The 14,704-nt window shown below is 66.5% G+C and carries 9 protein-coding genes; 2 read left to right on the top strand and 7 right to left on the bottom strand.

What is annotated here, in order from left to right:
• The first annotated feature begins 59 nt into the window (after nt 1-59).
• On the top strand, nt 60-1,688 hold the full coding sequence (locus tag EV191_RS20835; RefSeq protein ID WP_132878821.1) for a glycoside hydrolase family 13 protein: 1,629 nt from the start codon (nt 60-62) through the stop codon (nt 1,686-1,688).
• Here EV191_RS20835 and EV191_RS20830 read toward each other — a convergent pair.
• From EV191_RS20830 to ssb, 7 genes are all read right to left on the bottom strand, one after another.
• Nucleotides 1,685-1,999: a hypothetical protein gene (locus EV191_RS20830; RefSeq protein ID WP_132878820.1), complete on the bottom strand. Its 315-nt coding sequence runs from the start codon at nt 1,997-1,999 to the stop codon at nt 1,685-1,687. The genes EV191_RS20835 and EV191_RS20830 overlap by 4 nt on opposite strands.
• Before the next feature lie 112 nt (nt 2,000-2,111).
• Entirely contained in the window at nt 2,112-2,861 is a 750-nt protein-coding gene (locus tag EV191_RS20825) for a DUF8185 domain-containing protein (protein ID WP_243659098.1), read from the bottom strand.
• Nucleotides 2,854-3,285, bottom strand: coding sequence for an acyl-CoA thioesterase (locus EV191_RS20820; protein ID WP_132878819.1), 432 nt, complete (start codon nt 3,283-3,285; stop codon nt 2,854-2,856). The genes EV191_RS20825 and EV191_RS20820 overlap by 8 nt, the downstream gene beginning before the upstream one ends.
• Before the next feature lie 27 nt (nt 3,286-3,312).
• Nucleotides 3,313-8,283: an NAD-glutamate dehydrogenase gene (locus EV191_RS20815; protein ID WP_132878818.1), complete on the bottom strand. Its 4,971-nt coding sequence runs from the start codon at nt 8,281-8,283 to the stop codon at nt 3,313-3,315.
• A gap of 143 nt (nt 8,284-8,426) precedes the next feature.
• Nucleotides 8,427-11,384, bottom strand: coding sequence for a hypothetical protein (locus tag EV191_RS20810; protein WP_132878817.1), 2,958 nt, complete (start codon nt 11,382-11,384; stop codon nt 8,427-8,429).
• A 15-nt stretch (nt 11,385-11,399) separates the two neighbouring features.
• Nucleotides 11,400-13,076, bottom strand: coding sequence for an energy-dependent translational throttle protein EttA (gene ettA, locus EV191_RS20805; protein ID WP_132878816.1), 1,677 nt, complete (start codon nt 13,074-13,076; stop codon nt 11,400-11,402).
• 191 nt (nt 13,077-13,267) lie between these two features.
• Complete coding sequence (ssb, locus tag EV191_RS20800) at nt 13,268-13,762, bottom strand: single-stranded DNA-binding protein (RefSeq protein ID WP_132878815.1); 495 nt, start codon at nt 13,760-13,762, stop codon at nt 13,268-13,270.
• Between the two features lie 286 nt (nt 13,763-14,048).
• Here ssb and EV191_RS20795 point away from each other — a divergent pair, with 286 nt between their 5' ends.
• On the top strand, nt 14,049-14,684 hold the full coding sequence (locus tag EV191_RS20795) for a TetR/AcrR family transcriptional regulator (RefSeq protein WP_132878814.1): 636 nt from the start codon (nt 14,049-14,051) through the stop codon (nt 14,682-14,684).
• Nucleotides 14,685-14,704: the final 20 nt, after the last annotated feature.

Below are 14,704 nucleotides of genomic sequence, written 5' to 3'. Positions count from 1 at the left end.
TCGGTCGCGATCCCGTTCGACGATCACTTTCCGTTATAGCTGTGGCAACATGACAAGCTGTGCGTAGGTCAGCTGGCATTCGGCAATCGGCTACCGACGAGGACGTCTGGTGGCGGAACTGTGTCTTCTACCAGGTATATGTGCCGTCCTTCGCCGACTCAACCGGCGACGGGATCGGCGATCTGCGCGGAATCCGCGCCAGGCTGGGCTACCTGGAGTTGCTCGGCGTAGACGCGCTGTGGCTGACTCCGTTCTACCCCTCGCCGATGGCGGATAACGGCTATGACGTGGCCGACCCGCGCGCGGTGGACGACAGGTTCGGCACGCTGGACGACTTCGACGCGCTGGTCGCCGAAGCACACCGGTACGGCCTCAAGGTCACCATCGATCTGGTGCCAAACCACACCAGCAGCGCGCACCACTGGTTCCAGGAAGCGCTGCAGGCCCCGCCACACAGCGCGGAACGCGAGCGCTACCTGTTCCGGGACGGCCGGGGCCCGAATGGCACCGAGCCGCCGAACAACTGGACCAGCGTGTTCGGCGGTCCCGCGTGGACGCGAGTAGCTGATGGTCAGTGGTACCTGCACCTTTTCGACACCGAGCAGCCCGATCTGAATTGGGCGAATCCCGAAGTGCAGGATGATCTGCAGCAGACCATGCGGTTCTGGCTTGACCGCGGAGTGGACGGTTTCCGGATCGACGTGGCGCACGCGATGGCGAAACCACCCGACCTGCCGGATATGGAGCCTGCGGCCGGAGACTCCGGCGCGCTGGTCGTACCCGGGGTTTACGACCCGCGTTTCGACAACGACAGCGTGCACGATATCCACCGGATGGCACGCAAAGTGCTGGACAGCTATCCAGGGCGGATGGCTGTCGGCGAGCTGTGGATACTGGATGACGAGCGGTTCGCCAAATATCTGCGCGCTGACGAACTCCAGCTGGGGTTCAACTTCCGGCTACTCACCACCGATTTCGACGCCAACCGGATTCGCGAGGCGATCGAGCATTCGCTGGACGCCGTACGCGGACCGGGCGCGCAGCCAACCTGGACGCTGGCCAACCACGACGTCGGCCGCCAGGTGAGTAGGTACGGCGACGGCTGGCGAGGCCTTGCCCGCGCCCGGGCGATGGCGCTGGTCATGCTGGCGCTGCCGGGCGTTGCCTTTCTGTACAACGGTGAAGAGCTCGGCCTGCCGGATGTGCACCTACCCGACGAGGCGCTACGCGATCCGGTGTGGGAACGCTCCGGACATGTCGACCGAGGTCGAGACGGCTGCCGCGTTCCGCTGCCGTGGGAAGGCGAACAGGCGCCGTTCGGTTTTTCCACCGGCACACGATCCTGGCTGCCGGTACCCGAGGATTGGGCCGGCCTTACCGTGGAAACCCAGCTCGAGGACGCGGATTCGGTGTTGTCGCTTTACCGGCGCGCACTGGAACTTCGCCGGGAACGCCCGGAGTTCTCCGGGGAGGAGCTGGAGTGGTACGGCGCGCCACCCGGCTGTTTCGCCTTCCGTCGCAAAGGTGGCGGGCTGATCTGCGCGCTGAACACCTCGGCGGCCCCGGTGCCACTGCCGCCCGGAGAAATACTGCTCTCCAGCGGTCCGATAGACAGCGCCGACACCTCCGGCGGTGGCGAGCTCCCTGGCGAAACCGCGGCCTGGCTGATTCCCGCGGCCGAGGACTAGGACTCGCCGCCCCAGCCGCCAAAAGAATCGCCGTAGTCGCCAAGATCGACGAGGTCACCGTGCCCGTCGCCGTCCCAATCCTCGGTGGCGGCGTAGCCGACCAGTCCGGCCGCGCCAACATAGGGAGCGGCCTTACCAGCGGCTTCGGCGACCGCGCGGACCCTGCGCCACTTCTCGGGCGTCTCCGGTCCCAGCTGGGCGGCCTCGGCTTCCCGAATATGCCGTGGTCGAGCCGGGCCAGCCTGCTGTTCCCAGTCGACGGGCTCGGTCACGTTCCGGTCGATCCAGCCGTCGTGCCCGTTCTCCGGCATGGCGACCACCTCCTCGCGCGGTTCGTCTCAAAATACTCGCCGAGGCGGCGCGTGTCCGGCGAAACCGCACTTCTGGTGTACGCCGCATACCGAGGACGGGTTCGGTTCGCCCTCAGACCAGCAAGGGCAACAGGGCGTGCCGGCGACGCACAACCGCGCCGAATCGGGCATCGATCCGCAACCAGGAATCCGTGGCGCTGACGCGGACGATCTCGTCCGAGCCGTTCGTCCCGATGAACCCCATCCCGGACAGCGCGAACAAACACCGCAGCGGAATCTTCACGGTCGTGTCCGAACCACTGACCGTGAGCACCGTCTGGTCAAGCAACGACGCCGGCGGGGTGCCGTGCGGTCCGGCGTTCTCCCTGGCAAGCGCGATCCCGGAGTCAGCGAGTTCGGCGACGACCGTGGCCGGCAACTCGTCCACGGCCTGCCAACCCCCCGTCGTGGGCAGCGCGGAGCGCCACTGCAGATCCCGGGGCGTTCCCGCGTTCAGCTCAGCACCGCCAACCACGGCCAGTTCGGCCAGCAGTTCGTTGCCGGACACCGTGGCATCCGATGGCACTACCGAACCGGCGACCGCGCGGGTGGCCAGCACATCGAACGGCGTGGCCACCCAGGCCTCGACCACGTCGTCCTCGGGCCCCTCACCCGGTCCTGCCCGGTTCTTCAACCGCACCACGATCTGCTGATCCAGCCGCACCGCACGGGCCACGAACGCGCCGAGATCGTCACGTTGCGCCGCGTCCGGGATACGCAGCCGGGGATTCCCTCCGGTACTGGGGTTTTCTCCGGTACTGGGGTGTTCTCCGGTACCGGCGGCGGCCGCGATTCCAGCCCCATATCCGCCGGACTCAACCATGCCGCACCTGCCCATCCCAACTCCTCAGAAACGCCTGCTCGGTCGAGGTCAGCCGGCGTGGCCGCGCGGCAACCAGGTCGTAGGGCACGATCAGGGTTTCCGCCGTCGCGACAATCGGTTCAACCTCGGACAGCCCGGCACGCACCGTGTAGTCGATCAAGAAGGACGCCGCCCGCGCCTCGCGAACCGCCATCTCCACTCGAACCGCGGACCCATCGAAAACCAACGGCGTGTGGTAATCCACGACCACCCTGGCGACGACCGAACCGCGCGCCATCCCAGTGATACCCGCCCGTTTGGCCGCGGTAAACAACAACTCGATGCGCGCGTCCTCGAGCAGGGTCACCAGGTTGGCGTGGTTGACGTGCCCGAAGGCATCCATATCCGACCAGCGCGGGCGCACCTCGGCAAGGTATGGCGCCACCGGATCAGCTCACCTCCTCAGCCGGATTCACCGGACCATGCTGCGAATCTGTCGGGTTGCTACGGACAACGTTGCCAGGTCCAACCGCCCGGACCGCTCGATCTCATCAAGCGAGACGCGAGCACGGTTCAACCGCGCGGCATTGGCGTGCTCCCATTTGGCGATCTTCTCGTCCGCGCTGTCCCCCGGATCACTCTGTCGTAGGGCGTCCAAGGTAATCGCGCGCAGCGAGAAGTACAGGTCGTCACGCAACGCGAGGCGGGCGAGCGCATGCCAGCGGTTGCCCCGCTCGAGCGCGCTGATCGAGGTCAACATGCTGTCGATGCCCAGGTGTTCGGACAGCGCGAAGTACAGCTCGACCGACTCCTCGTGACTGCGCTCCACCCCGCCTTCATGCTCGGCGAGCTCGCCGACCTCAATCGCGTCGAGCAGGCCGTAACTGTTCAGCAAGCCGCTTACCCGGTTCGCCAGCTCGGCCGATACGCCGGCCTGGATCAGCTGTTCGGTGTGCTCGCGCACCACGACCAGCTCCTGACCGCGTAGCAACTCGGGGACCTGTGGCACCAGGTTCTGCACCAGCGCGCCGAACCGGTTGATCTCCGCGCCGACGGCCAGTGGCTGCGGGCGGTTGGTCAGCCACCAGCGCGAGGCACGGTCGAGCAGCCGGCGCGTCTCGAGTACCAGGTTGTCCGTGACGTCCGAGGACACCGTGTTGTCCAGCGCGTCGATCTCCGCCCACACCTCGGGCAAGTTGAACACCCTGGTCACCACGAAATACGCGCGAACGGCCTCGGTCGAGGTGGTGTTCAGCTCCTCATGTAGCCGGAAGGCGTAGGACAACCCGCCGCCGTCGACCACCTCGTTGACGACCATCGTCGAGATGATCTGCCTACGCAGCGGGTGGTCGCCGATGGCGGCGCCGAACCGCTCGCGCAGCTCGGTGGGGAAGTACTCCGGCAGCCGGCGCGCGAACACTTCCGCGTCCGGCAGCTCGCTGTTCAGCACATCCTGCTTCAGCGCAAGCTTCACATGAGCCATCAGCGTGGCGAGTTCGGGAGAGGTCAGGCCTTGGCCAGCCTTGTCCAGTGCCTTGAACTGCTGCTGGGTAGGCAGCGCTTCCAGTTCACGGTCCAGACCGGCGGACTCCTCCAAATCGGTGACCAACCGCTGGTGTACGGAGACCATCGGCTCGGCATGCGCCCTACTGACCCCGAGCACCGAGTTCTGCCGGTAGTTGTCGGTCAGCACCAGTTCACCGACCTCGTCGGTCATCTGCGCGAGCAGCTCGTTACGCCCCGGCTGATCCAACTTGCCTTCGGCGACCAGCTTGTCCAGCAGGACCTTGATGTTCACCTCGTGGTCCGAGCAGTCCACGCCAGCGGAGTTGTCCAGCGCGTCGGTGTTCACGCGGCCGCCGTTGCGAGCGAACTCTATCCGGCCGCGCTGGGTCAGCCCGAGGTTGCCGCCCTCACCCACCACCTTGACCCGCAGATCCTGGCCATCAACCCGGATGGCGTCGTTGGCGCGATCGCCGACCTCACCATGGGTTTCCGTGGATGCCTTGACGTAGGTGCCGATGCCGCCGTTCCACAGCAGGTCAACGGGCGCGCTCAATACCGCTTGCATCAGCTCGTTCGGCGTCAGCTTGGTGACGCCCTCGGCGATCCCGAGCGCCTGCCTGACCTGCTCGCTGACCGGGATCGACTTGGCCGTTCGCGGCCATACCCCGCCGCCCTCGCTGATCAGCGATTTGTCGTAGTCCTCCCAGGAGGAGCGGGGCAGTTCGAACAGCCGGCGGCGCTCGGCGTAGCCGGTGGCCGCGTCCGGATTCGGGTCGATGAAGATATGCCGATGGTCGAATCCGGCGACCAGCCGGATGTGCTCGGAGCACAGCATCCCGTTGCCGAACACGTCGCCGGACATGTCCCCGACCCCGACCACGGTGAACGACTCGGTCTGGGTGTTCACGCCCAGCTCCCGGAAGTGCCGCTTCACCGCCTCCCATGCGCCACGTGCGGTGATCCCCATCGCCTTGTGGTCGTAGCCGATCGAACCACCGGAGGCGAAGGCGTCACCGAGCCAGAAGTTGTAACTCATAGCTACTTCGTTGGCGATATCGGAGAACGTCGCGGTGCCCTTGTCCGCGGCGACGACCAGGTAGGTGTCGTCCCCGTCGTAGCGGACCACATCCCTCGCCGGCACCGTCACGCCACCGGAAAGGTTGTCCGTCACGTCGAGTAGGCCCGAGACGAACATCCGGTAGCAGGCAATTCCTTCGGCTTGGAAGGCCTCCCGGTCCAGGCTGGCATCGCCGGTTGGCGCGGGGCTTCGCTTCAACACGAACCCGCCCTTGGCGCCCACCGGTACGATCACGGCGTTCTTCACCGCCTGTGCCTTCACCAGGCCAAGGATCTCGGTGCGGAAGTCTTCCTGCCGATCCGACCACCGCAGCCCACCGCGGGCAACCGAACCGAAGCGCAGATGCACCCCTTCCACCCGTGCGGAGTACACGTAGATCTCGAACTCGGGGCGCGGTTCCGGCAGATCCGGTACCGCCTGCGGCTCGAGCTTGATGGACAGATATGGCCGGGGCGCGCCCTGCTCGTCGGTGACGTAGTAGTTGGTGCGCAGGGTCGCCATGATGACGCTGAGCAGGCCGCGCAGAATCCGGTCCGCGTCGAGGCTGGTGACCTCGTCGATCGCGGCGGAGATCTCGGCGGCGACGGCCTTGGACTGGCCTTCCCTTGACCCGCTGCCACCGTTGATGTCGAAGCGACCTTCGAACAGCCGCACCAACGACTTGGCGATCTCGTTGTGCCGCAGTACGGCGTCTTCGATGTAGGTCTGGCTGTATGCGATGCCCGCCTGCCGCAGGTAACGCGCGTACGCGCGGAGCACCGCGGCCTGCCGCCAGGTCATCCCGGCGCGCAGCACAAGGGCGTTGAACCGGTCACCTTCGGCTTCACCCCGCCAGGTCGCCGCGAACGCCTGCTCGAACCGGTGGCGCAGGGACTCGAGCCCGTCAGCGGTGAGCTGTTCCAGGATCGCGGGGTCGATGCGCAGCCCGAAGTCGTAGATCCAGCTGCGCTGGCCGTCCTCCCTGCGCAGTTCGTAGGGGCGCTGGTCAATGACCTCGACGCCCATCTGCTGCAGCACGGGCAGTACCTGGGACAGCGTTACGCCGGCGCCGAGCAGGTACAGCTTGAACCGCCGCTCCCCAGGGGCGGCATCCGCCGGCATGTAAAACGACATATCCATATCGCCGTCGCGCAGGCGCTGCAACCTGCGCAGGTCGGCGAGCGCCTCATCAGCGGTGCGCTCCTCCTTGTAGGACTCGGGGAACACCGCCGCGTACGCCTGGCCAAGCTCGTTGGCGGATTCACCGGTAATCGCCGAACCCGACTCGGCTGCCGCGCGCTGTTCGCGCAGGATCGCGTCGATCATCCGGTCGTCCCAGCTGCGCACAGCGTCGGCAAGCGCCTCCTGCAAGCGCGGAACGTCGGGTTCAACCTGGTTCGACTGGTCCGTGTAGACGGTGAAGTGCACCTGGGCCAGCGCGGTCTCGCCTACCCGGGTGCCGTATTCCAGGTTGGTGCCCTCCAGTGCGGCGAGCAACAGCTCCTGCATGGCCAACCGGGCCGTGGTGGTGTACCTGTCCCGTGGCAGGAACACCAGGCAGGAGTAGAAGCGGCTGTACGGATCGCGGCGTAGGAACAGGCGCAGCCTGCGGCGTTCGGCGAGCGCGAGCACCCCGGTGGCCGCGTTGTACAGGGAGTCGCTGTCGGTGGACAGCAGTTCCGTCCGCGGCCAGTTCTGGATCACCTCGAGCATCCGCTGACCGGAGTAGGACTCCATGGGGAAGCCCGCGCGGTGGATGACCTCGCGGACGCGACGCGCCACAACGGGGATGTCCAGGACGTTCTCATGTAGCGCTGTGGTGCTGAAAAGGCCAAGGAACCGGTGCTCGCCGGTGACGTTGCCATCCTCGTCGAAGGTCTTCACGCCGACGTAGTACGGGTGCACCGAACGGTGCACGGTGGATGGCGCACTGGCTTGGGTGAGCACAAGCAGGTCGTTGGACAGCGCGTGGGCGGCCGCGTCTGGACCGGCGATGAGGCTGCGCGCCGCCAAGCTGTCCTGGCGCAACACACCGAGTCCGGACGCGAGTACCGCACGCAACGCTGGTTCGGCATCCTGGTCCGGCTCGGCAGTGCCCGCGTCCTCGTCCGGGCCGGCGCCCACCAGCTCGTAGTTGCGGTAGCCGAGGAAGGTGAAATGCCCGTCGGCCAGCCAGCGCAGCAACGCAGCTCCGTCCGCGACCTGTTCGTCGGATGCCGGCTTGGCGACCTCCAGCTCATCGGCCAGCCGCAATGCCGCGTCGAGCATCTTGCCGGTGTCTTCCACGACCTCGCGCACGTCGCCGAGCACGGAGGCAAGCCGGTTCTCCAGCTCGCGGGCTCGATCTGGATCGGTGAGCAGGTCGACCTCGATATACATCCAGGATTCGGTGGCGGCGCCCTCAGGTGGCGCATCCACGTCGGCCGGGGTGAGGACCTCCTGCAGACCGCCGGCCACGTCCCTGCCGACGACGATGATCGGGTGCACCACGCGCTGCACATGGACGCCGGCGCGGCCGAGCCCAGCGGTCACCGAGTCGACGAGATACGGCATATCGTCGGTGACGAGCTGGATGACCGTCGCCGGCCGGTACCAGCCGTCATCACCGGTGTTCGGGTTGAACAGCCGCACCACCGGCCGGCCAGGCACGCGTTCCTGGGCGAGGGACAGGTGCGAGCGCACGATGCCAACCAGGTCGACCGGGCTATCGGCGATCAACTCCTCGGGTGGCAAATGCCGGAAATACAGGCGAATCAGGTCGGCGATATCCGACGCGTGGTCCGCGGCGGCCTCGATCAACTCATCTCGTCGTTGCTCCAGGCTGATCACCTGCTCGCCGGTAGCCGGGGCTGTTGTTGCGGAGACTCCGGTCGAGGTCATGTACAAGCGCCTCCCACGCTGCGGGGCACATCAGTGTGCCTGCCTATCGAACGCGACTAATCGGTAATCATGCGGTACCAGAAACCATGCTGCCCGAGGGTGTCCAGCGACGTCACGGCGACCCCGGACAGATCCCCCACGGCTCACTCGGCGGAACGATGTCGTCCACGGTCCAGCCCGAGGGAATCCATACCTATTGGATCCTGGGTGCCCATCGGATCCGGAGCGGCACGGCGGGTAGTCGGCCGGTAGCCACTTCCCTGCACGCCGTGGCGCGCGAAGTGGCCAGGTTCCACGCCGTCGGCGGTGGGCGCGATATCCATGACGGAGGGTTCGACACCCCAGTCACCAGCGGATCGCTCGCTCGGCTGGTCCGGCTGACCGGCTGGTTCGTCGACCGCCCCGAACTCATCTGCCATACCGCCGGCCTCGGTCGTGCGATACGCTGCGAGCGCGCCCGCGAGCAGATCGGCAAGGCCAAGTTCACGTCCGGTGGATTCGTCGTCGCCCGGGGCCGGCTGGTCACCGGAATCGGGCGGGTCGACGGCATCCACTGGTTCCCGGGATTCCGGCCAGTCCAGCGAGTCGGGCGAGCCAGCGGAGTCCGGCCAGCCAACCGAGGCGGCGGGTTCACCCGGTTCATCGTCGGCTGGCACCGCGTGTCGCCCTGCGCCCTGCATGGCTTGCCCGGTACCGCCCGCTTCGCCATCGTCGTGCCAACCCCACGGCTCCAGCGAATCGTTCTGCCCCGATGCCGATTCCGGTGCGGCAAGCACTTCAGGAACCCGAAGCATTGGTAGCAACGCGCTGTCGTAGCCTGCCGGTGACGCGTAGTCGGCAGGCTCGAAGTCAGGGAACGAATCCGCGATGGCCGGCGAGTCCATTTCAGATTCGCTTTCGCCGGCGGGGAACAGGTCCAGCTCGGCTGATAGCCCGGCGGCAGGCCCATCATCAGCAGGCCCAGCATCAGCGTAACTAGTTTCCGCCAGAGCGGGCTCGCCGCTCCGGTTCCCTCCGCCCGTCGAGCCGTCCGAGCCGCCGACCTGTCTATCCATTTTAGATAGAATGTCGTTCAGCTCTGCCGCGATCTCGTCGATGCCGCGCTCGGTTTCCCGTTCCGTGTCAACAGGTCTTGATTCGGCTTTCGCGGCGTAACGGTCCGCTACCTTACCGAGCATCACGCGCATGTCGGCAGACCCGTCGCCAGTCGCGTGGCTTGGCCGATCGTCCCCGGCCAGGCTAGCATCCGGTAGGTCTGCTGACCTGGTGTCGGCTCTCCGCGAACCACTGGTCCCAGAGAGACCGACCGGCTCAGAGAGACCGACTGACTCAGCAACTCCGAACTGCTCGGCCCCGAACTGGTCGGCCCCGGACTGGGTAGCTCCGAACTGGGTAGCTCCGAACTGGGCGGCGTCCCCGTCCGGCTCGACACCGTCGTGTTCCCTGGCGATCCGCGATCGCCGCCAGCGCTCGGTAGCGGAAAGCTCGGGCTGCACTGGCTCCTCGCCGCCTGTCCAGGCGCCGGCATCGCGCTCGTCCGTCCGCCGTCGCCCACGCCGGCGAGCGACCGAAGCGCCAGCCCCACCACCGCGGACCACGGACGGCGACCACTGTGCGCGGCGCCGCCGGGTGCGCTCGGTACGACTGAACTCGGTTACCGCGCCGCCACCGCCCGGCTCGATCTCCCATTCGCTGGCGGCCGGGTCTTCGGCGGCCCATCGATCAGCGGTCAAGCTATCGGCGGACCAACGATCGGCGCCACCGTCGGCGGTCCGGGCATCGGATACCCGGTCATCGTTCGACCAGGCATCGTGTGACGGGGCGTCGGCTGACCAGTCATCGGCAACCTGGCCATCGGGCATGCGGTCGGCAAAAGGAGACTCGTCAGCCAATACGGCCGTTGACTCGAACGCGCCGGACTCGCGGTCCCTCCGACGTGTACCCACGGACCCATTACCAAGCCCATCCGTGACGATCGCCGCCACACTGGCCGCATCGAGCTCCGGCTCGCCAAACGCATTGCTCAGCGTCTCCCGTGCGGCGAGCCGAAGTTTGCTGTGCTGCGACTCGGCCGCACGGGCCCGATGCATGCAGGCGAGCGCTTCCTGCGGGGTATCGGCGAGCTCGTGCACGTGTGCCAACTCGGCCCAGAGCGCGGCGGCCAAGCCGTCCACTGGGCTACGCTCCGCGCGATAAGCCGCATCGCGCAGCATCGTGATCGCCCGGCCGTACTCGTGTGCCGGTACGAGCACCCGGCTCGCGAGCGCCAGACCGAGCCAGCCCGACGCGCCGGCGGCGACCGTTCGCAGGGGTTCGGCGAACACCGGCCGGGATGCCGCCATCGCCTCCTCAACATCGCCCCGATCAAGCAGGGCCCACACCAACTCGAGCGTGAGGCGAATACTTGCCTGGCCCGCATCGGCGCCGGGGCGCACGGTTTCGCCCAAGGCGCCCAGACCTGCACGGGCAGCCTGTTCGGCACCAACAAAGTCGCCACACTGCCTGCGGTACGCGGCGACGTCGGCCTGGACCAACGCCAACAGGATCGCCCTGGTCCCCGGATCGAGTTCGGCCTCACCTCGACAGGCGCGGTCGGCGGTACGCAGCACACCGTCGAGCTCGGCGGTGTAACCAAGCGGTATGGCGCAGCCAGCGAGCTGCGTCAGCGCTTGGGCACGCAGAACCGCCGGCACGTCCTCCGCGCCGAGCACGGGAGCCAACCCGGCCAGCCCGACCTGCGGCAACCCGACCCCGCGGGCACACACCGCGAGGTCCGTGCGTAGTTGCCAGCCGATGTCGACATGCCCGGCGGCCTCGGCCTCGTCGAGTGCCACCAGGGCGCGCCGCACCGTACTCGCGCGTCGTCCCATCCGAACCAGGCCGAAGACGGCGAGCGCCTCGGCCCGCAGGCGTAGGCGTTCTCTGCTCGCGGCGGCTACACCGCTGGTCGAGGCAGCGCCGATCGCCTGAACCCGTTCGGCGAACACCAACGCGAGTTCGGGTGCCAGCCATCGCAACCGCTCGGCCTGCGCAAGCAGGCGCTCTGGTGAGCTACCCGCCGGCGAACTCGCCGAACCGGCACGGCGGTCACTGGCTGCCACGGCGAACAACCTCGCTTAATCTCTCGTAAGCTTGCGATGAGTCACCCGGTGTGGCCGGGCGGCTTCCGCGCCCAGCCGTTCGATCTTGTTGTTCTCGTAGCCTTCGAAGTTACCTTCAAACCAGAACCACGAGGCGGGATTCGCGTCAGTTCCCTCCCAGGCGAGGATGTGGGTCGCAACCCGGTCCAGGAACCACCTGTCGTGGGAGATGACCACGGCGCAACCGGGGAACTGCTCGAGCGCGTTCTCCAGCGAGCCGAGAGTTTCCACATCGAGGTCGTTGGTTGGCTCGTCCAGCAGGATCAGGTTACCGCCCTGCTTGAGCGTCAACGCGAGGTTCAGCCTGTTCCGCTCACCACCGGAGAGCACCCCGGCCGGTTTCTGCTGGTCGGGCCCCTTGAAACCGAAGGCACTCACATACGCCCTCGACGGCATCTCGCTCTGCCCGACGTGAATGTAGTCAAGGCCGTCGGACACGATCTCCCAGACGGTCTTGTTCGGATCCAGACCGGCACGCGACTGATCCACATAGGACAGCTTGACGGTGTCACCGATCTTGACCGAACCCGAGTCCGGCTCTTCCAGCCCCACGATCGTCTTGAACAGCGTGGTCTTACCCACCCCGTTTGGACCGATGACGCCAACGATGCCGTTGCGCGGCAGGTCGAACGACAGGCCGTCGATGAGCAGGCGGTCATCGAAACCCTTGCGCAGGTTCTCGACTTCCACGACGACGTTGCCCAGCCGTGGTCCCGGCGGAATCTGGATCTCCTCGAAGTCCAGCTTCTTGGTCTTCTCCGCCTCGGCCGCCATTTCTTCGTAGCGCTGCAGTCGAGACCTCGACTTCGTCTGCCGGGCCTTGGCGTTGGACCGAACCCAGTCCAGCTCGTTCTTCAGGCGTCGAGCGAGCTTGGCGTCCTTCTTGCCTTGCACCTCCAACCGCTCGCGCTTCTTCTCCAGGTAGGTGGAGTAGTTGCCCTCGTAACCGACAACCCGCCCGCGGTCCAGCTCCATGATCCACTGCGCCACGTTGTCCAGGAAGTACCTGTCGTGCGTTACGGCAAGCACGGCGCCCGGATAGTTCGCGAGGAACTGTTCGAGCCACAGCACGCTCTCGGCGTCCAGGTGGTTGGTCGGCTCGTCCAGCAGAAGCAGGTCAGGCTTTGACAGCAGGAGTTTGCACAGCGCGACCCGGCGCCGCTCACCCCCGGAAAGGTGTTCGACCGGCTCATCCCCCGGCGGGCAGCGCAGTGCGTCCATCGCCTGCTCTAGCTGTGAATCGAGCTCCCACGCATCGGCGTGGTCCAGCTCTTCCTGCAGCTTGCCCATCTCTTCCATCAGCTCATCGCTGTAGTCGGTGGCCAACTGCTCGGCGATCTGGTTGAACCGGTCAAGCTTGACCTTGATCTCGCCAAGGCCTTCCTCGACGTTGCCGCGTACGGTCTTGTCCTCGTTCAGCGGCGGCTCTTGTTGCAGGATGCCTACCGAAGCCCCAGGCTGAAGGAACGCGTCCCCGTTGCTCGGCTGGTCGAGTCCGGCCATGATCTTCAGGACACTGGACTTACCAGCGCCGTTCGGACCAACGACGCCGATCTTGGCGCCGGGATAGAACGCGGTGCTGACGTCATCGAGGATCACTTTGTCCCCGTGCGTCTTGCGCACCTTCCTCATGGTGTAAATGAACTCGGCCATGTCCGCGATCGTAGATTGACGCCCGAAGGCAAAAGACGCCGGTCACCGGCTTCACCCCATGTGCATCCCCTCCTGGTCGAATTGAGCCGACATAAGCCCTGGTCCGCCACCCAACCGACGCTAGGCCGTGATCGTCTATAGCGGTTTTGTGCTGATCCCACCGCTGCGTGCGGTGACCAGACGCAGCCGGGTTACGCGGCGACCACTGGCTCGCCGCCGGCCGGAGCGCGGCTGCCCGCAACCTCCTCCCCCGCACCGGGTAGATAGTCGGCCGACTCCGCGGCACGGTCGGTCGATTCGTCACCGGTCGATCCGATGTCGGCGCCCCGGCGCCGGCGCCAGACCTCCGCGGTGCACCAGGTCAGGTCCGGGCCGACGGCTTGCGCGTCCAACTCGAGGCTGGTTCGACGCTGCCCCTGGTACTCGAACTCGCGCAGTGACAGCCTGCCGGTGACCAGCACTGGATCGCCCTTGCGCAGTGAGGAAGCCACCCCCGCGGCGAGCTTTCGCCAGCAGGTCACGGTCAGATACAGCGAGTTTCCGTCCACCCATTGCCCGGCTTCCCGGTCATACCGCCGTTCGTTCGAGGCAAGCCGGAAATTGACCACCTTGTGCCCTTCGAAGGTGCTGCGTTGACGCACCTCACCGGCGACCCGCCCCACGACTGTCGTATAGGTCTCGTTCATCGTTGTTTCCCCTCAACATCTACGTGCCAACCCTGACCCCGCTCCAGCTGTAACGTTCCTCACTTCCCACTGGCGTCTTCCCTGCTGGCGTCGCCATGAAGCGGGAGCCACCGGCCTATCCGCCGTGGTGTCCAGATTCCGCTACGGCCACGGATCCAGCCAGAGCGAATTCCTCCGCTGTGGACAACCCGACCGCTTGTGGATAACGCCACCTTGGCCGCCGGGGCAACCCGAGTGAGTGTCCACTCATTGACACGAGTGAGCGCTCACTCATACAGTTGAGAACGTGCCCCAGAAGTCTCCGCGCCGCCGCGCCCCAGCCATGACGCCTGATCAGCGCCGGCAGGCCATCATCGACGCGACCGTGCCGCTGCTCCTTGAGCACGGCGGAAACGTGACCACCGGGCAGATCGCCGAGGCGGCCGGTATCGCGGAAGGAACGGTCTTCCGCGCCTTCACGGACAAGCGTGAGCTCCTCGTCGCCTGCGCCCGGCACGAGACCCGTCATGACGAAGTCGAAGCGCAGCTGGCACTGATCGATCCTCAGCTGGCGCTGCGCGAGCAGTTGACGATCGCACTGTCCGTTGTTGATGAACATCTGCACCGCGCCTGGTCCCTGCTACACGTGCTGCACGCCGCGGGCGTCAGCCGTGCCGAGATCGCGGGAGAAGTCCACTCGAAACGCTCGGGCGACAAACCGGAGCGGTTCGGCGGAGCCATCAGCGCGGTGGCACGGCTACTGGAGCGCAAGCGCGCCGACTTGCGGCTGGCCCCCGAAGCCGCCGCACGCATCCTGCTCAGCTTGATCGTGGCCCGACGTGCACCCGGCGAGCCACAGTACGACGACGTACTCATCAGTCGAGATCAGCTGGTCGAGATCTTCCTACACGGAACTATCCACAACGGACAGGGCACGGACTGACGAACCACCAACCACCACCG

Origin of the sequence: Tamaricihabitans halophyticus (assembly GCF_004340875.1) — a bacterium.
Taxonomy (GTDB): Bacteria; Actinomycetota; Actinomycetes; order Mycobacteriales; family Pseudonocardiaceae; genus Tamaricihabitans; species Tamaricihabitans halophyticus.
This window is presented reverse-complemented; position numbering and strand designations above follow the sequence as displayed.

What these genes read in the sequence shown, in the direction of transcription:
- ssb (WP_132878815.1), bottom strand. Translation starts at nt 13,762, where the DNA reads ATGAACGAGACCTATACGACAGTCGTGGGGCGGGTCGCCGGTGAGGTG.
- EV191_RS20815 (WP_132878818.1), bottom strand. Translation starts at nt 8,283, where the DNA reads ATGACCTCGACCGGAGTCTCCGCAACAACAGCCCCGGCTACCGGCGAG.
- EV191_RS20830 (WP_132878820.1), bottom strand. Translation starts at nt 1,999, where the DNA reads ATGCCGGAGAACGGGCACGACGGCTGGATCGACCGGAACGTGACCGAG.
- ettA (WP_132878816.1), bottom strand. Translation starts at nt 13,076, where the DNA reads ATGGCCGAGTTCATTTACACCATGAGGAAGGTGCGCAAGACGCACGGG.
- EV191_RS20825 (WP_243659098.1), bottom strand. Translation starts at nt 2,861, where the DNA reads ATGGTTGAGTCCGGCGGATATGGGGCTGGAATCGCGGCCGCCGCCGGT.